General features: G+C 64.4%; 14 protein-coding genes. 6 read left to right on the plus strand and 8 right to left on the minus strand.

The genetic code is table 11. The features are described from left to right. Positions 1–33 precede the first annotated feature (33 nt). Positions 34–1,653, minus strand: a complete 1,620-nt coding sequence (locus ACJRW5_RS17350; protein ID WP_484571734.1) for an acyl-CoA synthetase — start codon at positions 1,651–1,653, stop codon at positions 34–36. A gap of 141 nt (positions 1,654–1,794) precedes the next feature. Here ACJRW5_RS17350 and ACJRW5_RS17355 point away from each other — a divergent pair, with 141 nt between their 5' ends. Then, positions 1,795–4,086: a PAS domain-containing sensor histidine kinase gene (locus ACJRW5_RS17355; RefSeq protein ID WP_484571735.1), complete on the plus strand. Its 2,292-nt coding sequence runs from the start codon at positions 1,795–1,797 to the stop codon at positions 4,084–4,086. Between the two features lie 135 nt (positions 4,087–4,221). Continuing rightward, positions 4,222–4,872: a response regulator transcription factor gene (locus ACJRW5_RS17360; RefSeq protein WP_484571736.1), complete on the plus strand. Its 651-nt coding sequence runs from the start codon at positions 4,222–4,224 to the stop codon at positions 4,870–4,872. A gap of 48 nt (positions 4,873–4,920) precedes the next feature. On the opposite strand, the gene ACJRW5_RS17365 is transcribed toward ACJRW5_RS17360, so the two are convergent. From ACJRW5_RS17365 to ACJRW5_RS17385, 5 genes are all read right to left on the minus strand, one after another. Next, the gene (locus ACJRW5_RS17365) at positions 4,921–5,532 is read right to left on the minus strand and encodes a class I SAM-dependent methyltransferase (protein ID WP_484571737.1); all 612 of its coding nucleotides are present in this window, start codon (positions 5,530–5,532) and stop codon (positions 4,921–4,923) included. 3 nt (positions 5,533–5,535) lie between these two features. Further along, complete coding sequence (locus tag ACJRW5_RS17370; RefSeq protein WP_484571738.1) at positions 5,536–5,868, minus strand: DUF5629 family protein; 333 nt, start codon at positions 5,866–5,868, stop codon at positions 5,536–5,538. A gap of 16 nt (positions 5,869–5,884) precedes the next feature. Beyond that, positions 5,885–6,526, minus strand: coding sequence for an oxidoreductase (locus ACJRW5_RS17375; protein ID WP_484571739.1), 642 nt, complete (start codon positions 6,524–6,526; stop codon positions 5,885–5,887). Positions 6,527–6,556: 30 nt separating this feature from the next. Then, positions 6,557–8,281, minus strand: a complete 1,725-nt coding sequence (locus ACJRW5_RS17380) for a C13 family peptidase (RefSeq protein WP_484571740.1) — start codon at positions 8,279–8,281, stop codon at positions 6,557–6,559. 148 nt (positions 8,282–8,429) lie between these two features. Then, positions 8,430–8,885, minus strand: coding sequence for a MaoC family dehydratase (locus ACJRW5_RS17385; protein ID WP_484571741.1), 456 nt, complete (start codon positions 8,883–8,885; stop codon positions 8,430–8,432). A 254-nt stretch (positions 8,886–9,139) separates the two neighbouring features. Here ACJRW5_RS17385 and ACJRW5_RS17390 point away from each other — a divergent pair, with 254 nt between their 5' ends. From ACJRW5_RS17390 to ACJRW5_RS17400, 3 genes are read left to right on the plus strand one after another with little or no spacing between them, the layout of a single operon-like run. Then, on the plus strand, positions 9,140–9,499 hold the full coding sequence (locus ACJRW5_RS17390) for a CidA/LrgA family protein (protein WP_484571742.1): 360 nt from the start codon (positions 9,140–9,142) through the stop codon (positions 9,497–9,499). Beyond that, the gene (locus ACJRW5_RS17395) at positions 9,496–10,212 is read left to right on the plus strand and encodes an LrgB family protein (protein ID WP_484571743.1); all 717 of its coding nucleotides are present in this window, start codon (positions 9,496–9,498) and stop codon (positions 10,210–10,212) included. Before ACJRW5_RS17390 ends, ACJRW5_RS17395 begins: the two co-directional genes overlap by 4 nt. A 36-nt stretch (positions 10,213–10,248) precedes the next feature. Then, positions 10,249–10,833 carry an LON peptidase substrate-binding domain-containing protein gene (locus ACJRW5_RS17400; RefSeq protein WP_484571744.1) on the plus strand — a complete coding sequence of 195 codons (585 nt, stop codon included), beginning with the start codon at positions 10,249–10,251 and terminating at the stop codon, positions 10,831–10,833. A gap of 9 nt (positions 10,834–10,842) precedes the next feature. Here ACJRW5_RS17400 and ACJRW5_RS17405 read toward each other — a convergent pair whose 3' ends face one another. Continuing rightward, on the minus strand, positions 10,843–12,159 hold the full coding sequence (locus tag ACJRW5_RS17405) for a bifunctional DedA family/phosphatase PAP2 family protein (RefSeq protein ID WP_484571745.1): 1,317 nt from the start codon (positions 12,157–12,159) through the stop codon (positions 10,843–10,845). Next, entirely contained in the window at positions 12,156–12,872 is a 717-nt protein-coding gene (locus tag ACJRW5_RS17410) for a DNA-3-methyladenine glycosylase (RefSeq protein WP_484571746.1), read from the minus strand. The genes ACJRW5_RS17405 and ACJRW5_RS17410 overlap by 4 nt, the downstream gene beginning before the upstream one ends. A 66-nt stretch (positions 12,873–12,938) precedes the next feature. Here ACJRW5_RS17410 and ACJRW5_RS17415 point away from each other — a divergent pair, with 66 nt between their 5' ends. After that, positions 12,939–13,793 (plus strand): class I SAM-dependent methyltransferase, encoded by an 855-nt coding sequence (locus ACJRW5_RS17415; RefSeq protein ID WP_484571747.1) that lies wholly within the window; start codon positions 12,939–12,941, stop codon positions 13,791–13,793. Positions 13,794–13,831 lie beyond the last annotated feature (38 nt).

Genomic DNA, 13,831 nt, shown 5'->3' on the forward strand with positions numbered 1-13,831 from the left:
CTTGCGGGAGAGGGGCCGGGGGAGAGGGCGCCTCTACAGCGCCTTGGCCATATCGCGCAGGACGAACTTCTGGATCTTGCCGGTGCTGGTCTTGGGCAACTGGGTGAAGACCACGGTCTTGGGTACCTTGAACGCGGCCAGATGTTCGCGGCAGAAGGCCATGATTTCGCTGTCACTGGCATGCTGGCCGGTCTTGAGGGTGATGAAGGCGCAGGGCGTCTCACCCCATTTCTCGTCCGGGCGGGCGACCACGGCGGCCTCCAGCACGGCGGGGTGGCGATAGAGCACGCCCTCGACCTCGATGGTGGAGATGTTCTCGCCGCCGGAGATGATGATGTCCTTGAGGCGGTCGCGGATTTCCACGTAGCCATCGGCGTGGCACACGCCCAGGTCGCCGGTGTGGAACCAGCCGCCCTCGAAGGCTTCGCTGGTGGCGCTGGGGTTCTTCAGGTAGCCCTTCATCACGGTGTTGCCACGCATGAAGATCTCGCCGATGGTCTGGCCGTCGCGCGGCACCGGCTCGAGGGTTTTCGGGTCGGCGACCATCACACCTTCCAGGGTCGGGTAGCGCACGCCCTGACGCGCCTTGATGGTGGCGCGCTCCTCCAGTGGCAGTTCGTCCCACTCGGCGTGCCAGGCGCACAGGGTCACCGGCCCGTAGACCTCGGTCAGGCCGTAGACGTGGGTCACGGAGATGCCCATCTCTTCCACCGCGCCGATCACCTTGGCTGGTGGCGCAGCGCCGGCGACCATGGCCTTGACCGGATGATCGATGGCTGCCTTGGCCTCTGCCGGCATGTTTACCAGCGCGTTGAGCACGATGGGCGCGCCGCACAGGTGGCTGACCTGCTCGTCGCGGATCAGGGTTAGGATCTTCGCCGGGTCGACGCGGCGCAGGAATACATGCACGCCCGCCAGCGCGGTGATGGTCCAGGGGTAGCACCAGCCGTTGCAGTGGAACATCGGCAGGGTCCACAGGTAGACCGGGTGGTTACCCATGTTCCAGGTCATCTGGTTGCCCATGGCGTTGAGGAACGCGCCGCGGTGGTGATAGACCACGCCCTTGGGATTGCCGGTGGTGCCGGAGGTGTAATTGAGGCTGATGGCCTGCCACTCGTCCGTCGGCCACTGCCAGGCGAACTGCGGGTCGCCCTCGGCGAGGAAGGCTTCGTAGTCCAGCTCGCTGACCGCCTGGCCTTCGCCGTACTCGGGGTCGTCGACGTCGATCACCAGCGGCGGATGGTCGAGCATGCCGATGGCCGCGTGGATCACATCGAAGAACTCGCGGTCGGCGATCACCACCTTGGCTTCACCGTGCTGCAGCATGAAGGAGATGGCTTCGGCATCCAGGCGCACGTTGAGGGTGTTGAGCACCGCGCCGATCATCGGCACACCGAAATGCGCCTCGAGCATCGCCGGGATGTTCGGCAGCATCACCGCCACCGTATCGCCCTTGCCGATGCCGCGTCCGGCCAGTGCCGAGGCTAGACGCCGGCAGCGCGCGTAGGTCTCGGCCCAGTCACGCCGAATCGAACCATGCACCACGGCCGGGTAGTGCGGGTATACCGCCGCCGTGCGTTCGATAAAGCTCAGGGGGCTGAGGGCGACATGGTTGACGGCGGCGCGGCCGAGGCCCTGCTCGTAGATCGACATGGCGGATACACCTTTGGCTGATTGTTAGCTCTGGTTATTCCGGTAATGATGCGGGCATTACCGAATCTTTCTGGCGATAATTTATAGGTTATTTCTAATTTTCATGGTAGTTGTACCAAGGTTTTATAGAATAACTACTATATGAATCTATCTAGCGATCAGGCGGCTGTGCCGCTGCAGGCCTGGCTGCGCATTCAGCGCGAGGCGCCGCCCCTCAACGAGCGGGCGGCAGCTCTGCGCCGCGCCGTGCTGGGTTGCCCACAAGTGCGCCAGGCATGGTATCTGGCCTGGCAGCCAGCCAGTCGTACCTATTCGCAGGAGGGCGGCGGACCGCGTCTGCCGCCAGGGCAGGGCGACCCTCTGGCCGCCAGCGATCAGGCGCTGTTCGACGCGTTGCTGGCGCAGCCAAGCATGAGTCTGGATACGCTGCGGCAACTGCCCTGCTGGCTGGCCGGGCGCTTGCGCCGCGCCGCCATCCACCATGGCCAGGCGCTGGCGCTGAGCCTGGAGGACGGTGCTGCGGGCCTGTTGTTGCTGCAGGTGGACGAGGGTGTCGGGCTGGAGTGGCTGCCCTGGCTGCGCCAGTTGCTGGTGCAACTGGTCGGCCTGGCCGGCGGCATGAGCCGCAGCGCGCCGTTGCTCTCGGCCGATCCGCAACCGGCGCTGCTGCTCGACCCGCGAGCGCGGCCGCTGGAGTTCAACCAGGCCTTGCAGGCGCTGCTTGGCGAGCGCTCGCTGGCGCAGGTCGAGGCCCTGCTGCCGGTCAATCACCTGCCGTTGGTGCGTGCCTGCCTGGAGCAACGCAGGGCCATCGAGGCGGTCGAGGCGCAGGATGGCGAGCGCATCCTGATCTGGAGCTTCATTCCGGATGTCGCAGAACAGCGCGTACTGGCGCGCTGCCGTGAGGCGACTCAGGAAGTGCGTGACCAGCGCGAGGCTGCGCGTGCGCGGCGTCTGTATCGGCTGATTACCGAGAACACCACCGACCTGATTTCCCGCCACACACCGGAGGGCGTGTTCCTCGATGCTTCGCCGGCCAGTTGGACGCTGCTCGGCTACTGGCCGGAAGAGCTGCGCGGGCGCAGCGTGGACAGCCTGCTGCATCCACTGGATCAGGCCCAGCAGGTGCGCCAGGCTTACGAGGCGTTGGAGCAGGACGGTTACCACACCATGACCTATCGCATTCGTCATCGTGATGGCCATTACCTGTGGTTCGAGACCGCCAGCCGGGCCATCCGCGAGACCTACACCGGCGCGGTGGTTGAGGTGGTCAGTGTCTCGCGCGACATCACCGCGCGCATCCAGGCCGAAGAGAACAAGCGGCGCCTGGCCGAGGTCGTCGAGGCCAATACCGATCTGGTGCTGTTCATCGAACCAGGCGGACGCCTGACCCACCTCAACCCTTCGGCGCGGCGGGCGTTGGGCATCGCTACCGAGCAGCCGCTGCCAACCTTGCCGCAACTGCTGGCCGAGGCCGATCTGGCACTGCTCGAGCGCGAAGGCTGGGCCCGCGCCGATGCTGGCGGCGTGTGGAGCTGCGAGGCGCGCTTGCTGCCGCTGGCGGGCGGCTCGCTGCCGGTGTCGCTGGTGTTGCTGGCGCATCGTGGTGCCGGTGACGAGCGCTACTACTCGCTGGTGGCGCGGGACATGACCGAGCGTGAACTGCGCGAAGCACAGCAGCGTCGTCACCAGGACGAGCTGGCGCACACCGCGCGCCTGGTCACTCTGGGTGAGCTGGCCTCGGGTATCGCCCATGAGATCAACCAGCCGCTGGCGGCGGTGGTCAACTACGCCGGCGCCAGCCAGCGCTACCTGCAGGGCGTTGGCGGTGATCCGGTGGCGGTGGACAAGGTGGCGCAGGGCCTGGCGCGCATCACCGAGCACGCCAACCATGCCTCGGAGGTGATCAAGCGTCTGCGCGCCTTCCTGCGCAAGGGCCAGCGGCGCATGCAGGCGCTGGATCTGGCCGAGGTGGCGCGCGAGGCGGTGCGCTTGTGTAGCTGGGAAGCCGGTGCCGCGCAGGTGGCGCTCAGCGACGCCTTGCCGGACAATCTGCCGCCGGTGTTCGCCGACCGGGTGCTGCTCGAGCAGGTGCTGCTCAACCTGCTGCGCAACGCTATCGAGGCCAATCGTGAAGTGCATGCCGTCGCGCCGTCGCAGATTCGCCTGGAAGCCTGCGAGCAGGACGGCAGCCTGGCGATCCGCGTGATCGACCAGGGGCCTGGGGTCAGCAGCGAGCAACTGGGCAAGTTGTTCACCCCGTTCTACACCAGCAAGGCGGAGGGTCTCGGTCTTGGCTTGTCCATGAGTCGCAGCATCGTCGAGGGCTTCGGCGGCGCGCTGGAGGCGTTTCCGCTGGAGGGCGGCCTGTGCCTGGAGTGTCGTTTGCCGTTGGGCCGGGATGACGAGGCATTGTCGAACGGTCACGGCTGAAGTCCCGCTCACGAAGCCTGCACGCTGTGGCAGGGGGCTTTCGGCTCGGGCATCCTGCTTCGCTCTACCTCCTGCATCCAGGCAGTCGTAGCCGCGAGCGATGAAATGCATAACAACAAGAGGAGCTGTACAGGGATGCAACAACTGGTTTATGTGGTCGATGATGACCAGGGCATGCTCGACTCGACGCTCTGGCTGCTGGAATCGGTGGGCCTGAAAGGCGTGCCCTTCACCAGTGGCCGCGCCTTTCTCGACGCCTGCGAGCCCAAGGCCAATGCCTGTGTGTTGCTGGATGTGCGCATGCCGGGTATGGGCGGGTTGAACGTGCAGGAAGAGATGCGGGTGCGGGGCATCGACTTGCCGGTGATCTTCGTCAGTGGCCATGCCGATGTGCCCATCGTCGTGCGTGCGTTCAAGGCCGGCGCGGTGGATTTCATCGAGAAGCCCTACAACGAACAATTGTTGCTCGACAGCGTGCAGCAGGCGCTGGCCCGGCGTGCGCCTGTGCCACGCCGCGACTCACGTCTGGATGAGGTGCAGGCGCGCCTGGATCAGCTCACCCCGCGCGAGCGTGACGTGCTGCTGCCGCTGGTACGCGGCTACACCAACCGTGAAGTGGCCGAGCAGCTGCATATCAGCGTGAAGACCGTCGACCTGTACCGCTCGCGGGTGATGAAGCGCATGCAGGCCGAAACCCTGGCGGAGCTGGTGGGTATGGTCATTGCCGCTGGGCTGATCGACCCGCTGGCGATTCGTTCAGGTGAGGAAGCTCGGGCGCGTCCGTAGGGTGCGCCTTGCGCACCGAGGCTTGCAGCGCAACCAAGAGCTTGAACCTCAGTCAGCCCAGCCGCGATAGACGTGAGTCATCGGCCGGGGGCCCTTGAGGTAGCCGGTATCGAGCTGGCGAATGTGAAAGCCACCGGCCTGGATCAGCGCCGGTATGTCGCGGTCCAGGTGGCAGCCGCCGGCCAGGGGCTTCCACACTGGCGTGAGGCGTTGCTGCCAGCGCACTACTGGCAGGTCGGGTGCCAGGCCGTGTTCGCAGAACAGCAGGCGACCATCGGGTTTGAGCACGCGGCGCATCTCCCTGAGCGCGGCGATGGCGTCGGGGATGGTACACAGGGTGAAGGTACAGACAATGTCGTCGAAGCTGGCGTCCGCCGCCTGGATCTGCCCCAGCTCCAGGGCGATCATTTCCACGGGTACCCTGCAGCGCGCCGCACGTTCGCGGGCCAGGCGCTGCATATCGGCGGATGGATCGACGCCGACCACCACCTGAACGCGCTGTGGGTCGTAGAACTCCAGGTTGAGGCCGCTGCCGATGCCAATTTCCAGTACTCGGCCTTTCGCCAGCGGCACGATCTGCGAGCGGGCTTTCATCACCGCGCCCATGCCGCAGGCGAAATCGATCAGGTAAGGCAGGACATGACGGTCGTAGAGGCCCATGATTCAGACGTCGTCGTCATCATCGTTGTCGCCGCGGAAAGCGGCAAAGCACTTGAGGGTGTGGCTGACTTCGTTGCCTTCGATATGCCAGCTGTCGCTCTCTTCGTCATATCGTGCGGCTTGTACCGCGGCGAGAGAAAACTTCCACAGGCGGCGTTCGCGGCCATCGATGCAATGGACCTGCAGCAGAGGTTTGTCGGCGCTGTCGCTGCCAGCCGTGCCGGCGCTGATCTGCGCCAGCAGCTCGGTGTCGAGATCGAACTGCCAGGCGTACAGGCCGTCGACCTCCAGCATGTCGGTATCTTGCAGGGCTTCGATCAGGCTCGTCGGTTTCATCGTGTCATCCACAGCATCAGCGCCCCAGGCGGCGCAGGTCGGAAGACTCTATCACGCGGATGCCGTCCTCTTCCTCCAGCGCCAGGCGCCACAGCGCACGGGCCAGGACGCAAGCGTCGATACCGCGATATTTGCCCGGCAGCCAGCGCAGCAAAGGGGCGGCCAGACGTTCGCCAAGGCGGAATTCATGGCGCGCGCCGAGCAGCAGCGACGGGCGGGCGATGGTCAGTTGCGGCCAGTCCATGGCTTTCAGCGATGCTTCGGTTTCGCCTTTGACGCGGTTGTAGAACACCGATGAGCTTGGATTGGCGCCAAGCGCGCTGATCACTATCAGGTGCCGCGCGCCCAACTCGCGGGCACGCTGGGCGAAAGCCAGCACGAGGTCATGATCGACTGCGCGGAAGGCCTCCTGCGAGCCAGCCTGCTTGATGGTGCTGCCCAGGCAGCAGAAAGCCGTGTCGACCGGGCCGGACAGCTGTGGCAGCAGGGTTTGCAAGTCGCCAACCGGGTTTTCCAGATGCGGGTGGGCTGCCAGCGGTCGTCGGGTGGGGGCAAGCACGCGCGCCACTGTCGGTTCGCTGAGCAGGCGATCAAGCAGGTGTTCACCGGTGAGACCGGTGGCCCCGGCGATGAGGATGTGCTGCGGAGTCAGGTACATGCGGTTGTCTCTTGTCCGTTACAGTTCAGCTTAGTCCGTTGCCGGCCTGCTGGCCACGGCGCTCAGCGCACGCTCGGCCTGGCTCTGGCGCAGGTTGCGCCAGTGCTGGAGTACGCCGCGCGGTGCCCAGATCTGCGGTTCGGAGGGTTCGAAACCGGCGCTCTGCTCACGTTCGGCAACTCTTTCCTTGGCCAGTTCAAACGCTCGTTCGAGATTATCGGTCTCACCCAGTGCTTCGGCGAACAGGGCGCGGCCAAAGTAGGTGAAGTCGTTCTCCTCGCTACAGCCGAAGGACACCCGGTCGGCGCGAGCTGCGGTCATCACCAGGGTCTTGTCGTCTTTCAGCGGTGGGATGAAGCCGCCGGAATAGCAGGCGGAAATCACCACGACCTTGTCGCGTTGCTTGAGTGGCGCCAGCAGGGCCGCCAGTTCGCCTGCGGGCAGGTCGGCCAGTTGCAGGCGCGGTTGGTCGAGATTGAGCTCGTGACGGTGTGAACCATGACTGGTCAGGTAGATGAAGATCAGGTCTTCCTCGCCGCTGCGCTCGGCCAGCGCCTGTACGACGCGGGCGAGGTTCTCGCGGGTGGCCAATGGTCGATCGGCAAGATGATCGCGGTGGTTGACCAGTGTGACGCTGGCGAAGGCGCCGAAGCGTTCACGCATCAGACGGCTGACATAGTCGGCTTCACGCATGAACACGCTTTGCTTGCCGTCGCCGGCCAGCGTCACCGCGTACAGTTCTCGCGCCGGGGTGGACGCCGGAATGGCGGCGATGGTCTCGTCGAGCAGGCGCCCCTGCTGGAGCAGGCCGAGCTCGAGGCTGTCGGGTAACGCCTTGCCCTGTTCGTCGCGAATCAGGCGACCGCGCTGCCAGATGCCGACCAGGCGGCTGCCGTCGGCCTGGGTCAGAGTGCCCTTGCCACTGTATTCGCCAGCAGAAAAATGCCCTTGATAGGCGCTGCCATCAGCCAGGGTGAGCAGGCCTTCCCCGTCGTACTGCCAGTCTTCGAAGTCACCGAGATAGCGCGTGCCTTCACCGGCGCTGTATTCACCGGGGCCCTGCATCACGCCATCGACGAACTCGCCAGCCCAGACCTCACCACTGGCGCTCTGGTAGCGCCCTTTGCCGTGGAACTCACCGTTCTGGAAGCTGCCGCTGTAACTGTCGCCATCGGCGTTGCTGTAGCTGCCCTGGCCGCTGATCAGACCCTGGCTGAAGGTACCGCTGTACTGATTGCCATAGGCATCGCTGCGTACACCCTGGCCTTGTGGCTGGCCGTTGACGAACTGGCCCTGAAAGCTGCTGCCATCGGCCATTTCCAGCTTGCCCAGGCCGTGGAAGCGATCGTCGCGAAACTCACCCTGATAGCGCTGGCTGCCCTGTTCGAACAGGCCTTCGCCACTGAAACGGTTGCGCTCGAAGTTGCCCTTATAGCGGCTGCCATCGCTGTAGGTGAGGGTGCCCTGGCCGTGGAACATGCCCTGATGGAATTCCCCCTGATAGTGTTCGCCGCCCGGGCCTTGCCACTCGCCGCTACCTTCGAGCATGCCGTCCTCGAACTGGCCGGCGAACCAGCTGCCGTTGCGATAGTCCAGGCGCCCCGGGCCTTGCAGCAGGCCATCGACGATTTCGCCACGGTACTGGCCGCCATCCGGCAGGGTAGCGTTGGCTGGCAACAGTGGGCGGGCCTGGTCGCAGCCAGCGAGCAGCAGGGCCAGGCAAAGAGGGAGCAAGCGCAAGGCAGGGGGATTCATGACGGACATCCAGGTCGGTGCTTTGCCCGCAGTATGCCGCAAGCCCGAATGCTTGCGCTGCCGCACCGCACGCTTTGCCATCATCGCCGGGATCCCGCTCGGGTGCGAGGCACCGCAAGCGGGAGCGATTCGGAATGTCCGTAGGTAATCAGACGAAGCAGAGCGACAGCGGTTCGGCGATATAAGCGGGTTTTTCCTGGCCCTCGATCTCGAGCACGGCGCGTGCCTTGAGCAGCCACTGGCCGGGGTTCTTCTCGTTGGCATCAACCAGGGTCACCACCAGACGTACCCTGGAGTCGACCTTGACCGGCTGAATGAAGCGCACGCTGTCGAGGCCATAGTTCACCGCCATCTTCAGGCCTTGCGGCATGATCATGATCTTCTCCATCAGCATCGGCACCAGTGACAGTGACAGGAAACCGTGGGCGATGGTGGTGCCGAAGGGGGTCTGCTTGGCCTTTTCCGGATCGACATGGATGAACTGGTGATCACCGGTGCATTCGGCGAACTGGTTGATGCGCTCCTGATCGATGGTCAGCCACTCGGATTTGCCGAGTTCCTTGCCAACATGGTCCTTGAGCTCTGCTACGGGTACGAACGGCATAGTTCCTCCTTGAGGACACGGGTGTTTTTATTGTGTGCGTGAAACCGTTGCAGCCTAGATCAGCATGGCGACAACAGTCGGTCAACCTGCCTAGCGCTACTGAATGGCATGGCATAGGTGAGATTGACGAAGCAATACGGAGGCCAGCGCAGGTGCATCAGGCTTATAATGGCCGACATGCCCCCAAGGATGCCCGGAATCCCTTCTTGCAGAAGGTGATGCCGGCTATTGCCCGTTTTCTGGAGACCTCAACCATGCTGCTTCGCGGCCTCTCCTGGCTGGTGCTGTGTCAACTGCTCGGCACCGCGCTCAATGTACTGCTGCTGCCAATGCTGCCCGGCCCGATCATCGGCATGCTGCTGCTGTTCGTCTTTCTTTTGTCGCGAGGGGAGGTGGGTGAGCCACTGAGCGTCGCCTCCAGCAGCTTGCTGAAGTACCTGCCATTGATCCTGGTGCCGCCGGCCGTTGGCGTGATGGCTTATGCCAGCGATATTGCGGCGGACTTCTGGGCTGTGGTCGGTGCGCTGGTGTTGTCGCTGCTGGTCTCCGTGGCCTTCGCCGGTTGGTTGATGCAGAAGCTGATCGAGCGCCAGCAGCGCCGGGAGGACGCATGAGTCCGGATTGGCAGGGCGCCTGGCAGGCGCTGACGCATCACCCGTTGTTCGGCATCGGTATCACCCTGGGCGCCTATCAACTGGCCATGGCCGCCTACGAGCGCACGCGCTGGGTATTCCTGCAACCGGTGCTGGTGTCCATGCTCACGGTGATCGGTATTCTGTTGCTGTGCGGTTTGAGCTTCGCCGAATACAGGAACAGCGTCTCGGCGTTGACCCTGCTGCTGGGCCCGGCAACCGTGGCGCTGGCAGTACCGCTGTATCTCAACATGCGGCGGATTCGTCAGCTGTTCTGGCCAATCGTGCTGACCCTGCTGATCGCCGGAACCTTCGCCACCGTGCTCGGCGCGGGGCTGGCCTGGCTGTTCGGCGCCGAGCATCTGGTGCTGATGAGCATGGCGCCGAAGTCGGTGACCTCGCCGATCGCCATGCTGGTGGCCGACCAGATCGGCGGCATCGCAGCGCTGGCCGCGGTGTTCGTGATGATCACCGGGGTCATCGGCGCCATCGTCGGGCCGTCGATTCTGCGTCTGTGTCGGGTTCACCATCCGGCTGCGCAGGGCATGGCATTGGGGATTACCGCGCATGCCGTAGGGACCGCGCGGGCCCTGCAGGATAGCGACGAGAGCGGCGCGTTCGCGGCACTGGCCATGAGCCTGATGGGGGTCATTACCGCTGTGCTGTTACCACTGGCGATTGTGCTGTTCCTGTGAGAGCCTGCCGGCTGCGTTGAAAACTGGCTGCGAACCATGACTCTCCCGCTGTTTCCGCTCAATACCGTGTTGTTTCCCGGTTGCGTGCTCGACCTGCAGATATTCGAGGCGCGTTATCTGGACATGATCAGCCGCTGCATGAAACAGGGCAGCGGCTTTGGCGTGGTGTGCATCGTCGAAGGCGAAGAGGTCGGGGAAGCCGCCAGTCGTTTCGCCGCCATTGGCTGTGAGGCGCTGGTGCGTGATTTTCAGCAGCGTACCAATGGCCTGCTGGGTATCCGTGTAGAGGGTGGCCGGCGCTTTCGCGTCGAGCGCGCCCAGGTCCTGCCCGATCAACTGACGGTCGCCGAAGTGCAGTGGCTGGAAGAAGCGCCGGATTGCCCGCTGCAAACCGAGCATGCCGATCTCGCGGCCCTGCATGCGGCGCTGGCCGAACATCCGCTGGTGGCCGGGCTAGGGATGTTGGGCGTGGTGACGGGGCAGCAGCAATTGGCCAACCAGTTGGCTTACCTGCTGCCGCTCGAGCCGGGGCAGAAGCTGCAGTTGCTGCAGCTGGACGACCCTGCCCAGCGTCTCGACCAGTTGCACACCATGCTGGAGTCGCTGCAGGGCGATGCCTGAGCGTCTGTCTCAGTAGGCGTAGCGCAGCAGCGCTGTGGACAGCTGCCAGGTGGCCATGCCGCCCAGTACGGCGAGACAGGCGGGCAGCACGATCCACCACAGGCGTGCCGGTAGCGCCGGCAGCAGCGCCTGGCGCTGGCACAGCGCCAGGCTCAGGCCGCAAATGGCCGAGGCCAGCAGGGCGCCGGCGATAATGTCGCTGGGCCAGTGCACACCCAGATACACCCGTGACAAGGCAATGGCCAGTGCCGGTAGGCAGGCCACGACCAGCCAGGCCAGGCGCAAGCGCGCCGACTGGCCACGTCCGGCCAGTACGCCGAGAACCAGGAAGAAGGCGAAAGCCGCCGACGTATGGCCACTGGGAAAACTGAACGACGTCAGTGGCTCGCTGAGCACGTCGGGGCGAGCGCGCGCGAAGCCATGCTTGAGCGTCGTATTGCCCAGTGCGGTCAACAGCAGGGTCGAGCCGGCGAACAGCAGGTGACGCCAGCGCCGCGCCAGCAACAGCAGCGCGCACAGCACCACGGCGGCGACCAGCTGGATATGGAAGTCACCCAGGCGAGTCAATGTACCGATCCACTTGTCCAGATGGGCCTGGCGCTGTTCCTGAACCAGCGTCATCAGCCCCTGGTCCAGTGCATCCAGATGCGGCCAGCCGATGATCATGGCCAGCAACAGCAGCAGGCTCAGGCCGCCGCCCAGCAGGCTGGCGCGTTTTTTCTCGGCAAGGCTGGCCTGGATCGTCAGCAGCAGTATCACGGCAATGGCCGCGAGCAGTACTGCGGCTTCACTCCAGAAACCCTCGGCCATCGGCAGGCGCAAGGCAGCGCCCGTGGCCCAGCCAGGCAGCAGATAGGCCACTGACCAGCCGGCGGCGGCAACCAGACTCACCAGCACGAAACGCAGCAGCGGCATGTTCAGCATGCCGGCTACCATCGGCAGCATCGGTCTCAGCGGGCCGATGAAACGCCCGACCAGCAAGCTGGCCACGCCGTACTGGCGAAAGTACAGCTCTGCACGCAGCACCCACTCAGGGTGCCGACGCAGGACCGGCAAGCGCCCGATGTTGTGTTGGAAGCGCCGGCCCAGCGCATACGACAGCATGTCACCACACAGGGCCCCGGCGTAGGCCAGCAGCAGGGTTTGCCACAGGCTGAGTACGCCGCTGCCGGCCAGTAGCGCGATGCTGAACAGCAGCACCACGCCCGGCAGGATGATGCCCACCAGTGCCAGGCACTCGAGCAGGGCGATGAGGAAGATCGCCAGCCCCAGCCATTGGGGGTTGCTGCCCAGCCAGGTGGTCAGGTTATCCAGCCAGACGCTCATTGCTCAGATCCCTCTGCATTCAACAGTCGATAGTCACGCCCTTCGACCTGTCCTCGGCGCAAAGGGTTGCGTGTGCAGTGACGGGCATAGCTGGCGTCGACGAAACGATAGGGCAGGTGTTCGTCGCGTCCCTGGGGAATGCCCAGGCGTGCGCACTGAATGAGCGGATGCGGACGCTCGCCGACGTCCTCGACGAACAAGCGCTGCGGATCGAAGCGACGTGCGTCCCAATCCGGCACCTTTAAACCAAGTGCCTTGCACAGCAGGGTCTGCCCGGCGCACAGGCGTTCTGCCGGGCGTGGCCGGCCGAGACTGTCGGGATTGTTGCGCTGCATGAGGGCGAGCGACTCAGCGCCGCTGATGCGGTCGATCCACGGATGCCCGGATTTGATCAATACCGCATTGCCGGGACCCAATGCGCTGAAATTCAGGGAATCACCGCCACGGGCGTAATACATGTAAATGTGCCCGCCATCGGCAAACAATGCCTTGCGCTTCTCCGTATAGCCGAGTGACGCATGACTGCCTTTGTCGACCAGGTAGTAGGCCTCGGTCTCGATGATGCGTGCGCTCAACCACAGATCGCCGACGCGATGGCGAATCACCTTGCCGAGCAGTTCGCGAGCGACCAACTGGGCGTCGCGGTTGAAGAACGAGTCGGGCAGTGGGTTGGCGCCGGGCCAGGGCAAACTTAGGGTGGGTTCGGCAGGCATGATCTGTCGCAGCGGCTCGCAGCGTTCTAATCTGGGGCCGCGAGCATAACAACAAGAACCTTAAAAATGCCTGAACGTGTCCGCGCCAACAGTGCTCACATCAGTCCCTCCGCGCATTACACCGGCTACGTCTGGTATCGCCATCGTCTGGCTGAACCGGCTTTTGCCACTGCTTTTGGCAGTTTCGTACACAAGCTGTTGTGGCCGTTGAGCTGGGGCGCGCGGGCTGCTTTCGGGCTGGATATCGAGACCTTGCTGCTACAGCGCCACCTGCAGATCGATGCGCTGCTCACCGAGGCGATAGAGCTGCAAGGCGTACGTCAGGTGGTGGAGATCGCCTGCGGCCTCTCGCCTCGCGGTCGGCGGTTCTGCTCGCGCTACCCGAATATTCAGTACCTGGAAGCCGATCTGCCGGCGATGGCGGCGCGCAAGCGTTTGTTGCTGCATGGCGAAGGCTGGCTGGATGGCCGGCATCAGGTACGCGCAGTGGATATTCTCGCGGCGCACGGCAATCAGTGTCTGGGCGCGCTGTTCGCGGGCCTGGACCGCAGTCAGCCCGTACTGGTGATCACCGAAGGTCTGGTCAATTACTTTCCGCTGGCGCTGATCGAAGGTTTCTGGAGTCGCTTGGCTGCAGAGCTGGGTGGGTTCCCAGAAGCCGTTTACCTGACCGAGCTGTACCCGGACTTGCATGAACATCCGCGTTATCGGCAACTGCGCTGGGGCGTCGACCTGATCGGCAGGCTCACCCGCGGTAGCTATTCGCTGTACTGCCGTGATCACAACGAGATCATCGCGGGCTTCCGGCGTTGTGGTTTCGCCCGGGTTCAGGTGCTCGACCCCGCTGCCGAGGCGCCGAGCCTCGGTCTGCCGTCGGCGCGTTTGCCAGGTCTGGTGCGGGTGATTCAGGCGCAGGTGTAGAGTGTGCGCCGCTCGAGCCGTAGCCGTATGCAATCCGG

The organism is Pseudomonas pichavaramensis (genome assembly GCF_050473265.1).
In the GTDB taxonomy this organism is placed as follows: Bacteria; Pseudomonadota; Gammaproteobacteria; order Pseudomonadales; family Pseudomonadaceae; genus Aquipseudomonas.

Excerpts from the sequence above, each read along its gene's own strand:
- ACJRW5_RS17365 (WP_484571737.1), bottom strand. The coding sequence starts at position 5,532 with ATGGGCCTCTACGACCGTCATGTCCTGCCTTACCTGATCGATTTCGCC.
- ACJRW5_RS17355 (WP_484571735.1), top strand. The coding sequence starts at position 1,795 with ATGAATCTATCTAGCGATCAGGCGGCTGTGCCGCTGCAGGCCTGGCTG.
- ACJRW5_RS17370 (WP_484571738.1), bottom strand. The coding sequence starts at position 5,868 with ATGAAACCGACGAGCCTGATCGAAGCCCTGCAAGATACCGACATGCTG.
- ACJRW5_RS17360 (WP_484571736.1), top strand. The coding sequence starts at position 4,222 with ATGCAACAACTGGTTTATGTGGTCGATGATGACCAGGGCATGCTCGAC.
- ACJRW5_RS17405 (WP_484571745.1), bottom strand. The coding sequence starts at position 12,159 with ATGAGCGTCTGGCTGGATAACCTGACCACCTGGCTGGGCAGCAACCCC.
- ACJRW5_RS17385 (WP_484571741.1), bottom strand. The coding sequence starts at position 8,885 with ATGCCGTTCGTACCCGTAGCAGAGCTCAAGGACCATGTTGGCAAGGAA.
- ACJRW5_RS17380 (WP_484571740.1), bottom strand. The coding sequence starts at position 8,281 with ATGAATCCCCCTGCCTTGCGCTTGCTCCCTCTTTGCCTGGCCCTGCTG.
- ACJRW5_RS17410 (WP_484571746.1), bottom strand. The coding sequence starts at position 12,872 with ATGCCTGCCGAACCCACCCTAAGTTTGCCCTGGCCCGGCGCCAACCCA.
- ACJRW5_RS17415 (WP_484571747.1), top strand. The coding sequence starts at position 12,939 with ATGCCTGAACGTGTCCGCGCCAACAGTGCTCACATCAGTCCCTCCGCG.
- ACJRW5_RS17350 (WP_484571734.1), bottom strand. The coding sequence starts at position 1,653 with ATGTCGATCTACGAGCAGGGCCTCGGCCGCGCCGCCGTCAACCATGTC.
- ACJRW5_RS17375 (WP_484571739.1), bottom strand. The coding sequence starts at position 6,526 with ATGTACCTGACTCCGCAGCACATCCTCATCGCCGGGGCCACCGGTCTC.
- ACJRW5_RS17395 (WP_484571743.1), top strand. The coding sequence starts at position 9,496 with ATGAGTCCGGATTGGCAGGGCGCCTGGCAGGCGCTGACGCATCACCCG.
- ACJRW5_RS17400 (WP_484571744.1), top strand. The coding sequence starts at position 10,249 with ATGACTCTCCCGCTGTTTCCGCTCAATACCGTGTTGTTTCCCGGTTGC.
- ACJRW5_RS17390 (WP_484571742.1), top strand. The coding sequence starts at position 9,140 with ATGCTGCTTCGCGGCCTCTCCTGGCTGGTGCTGTGTCAACTGCTCGGC.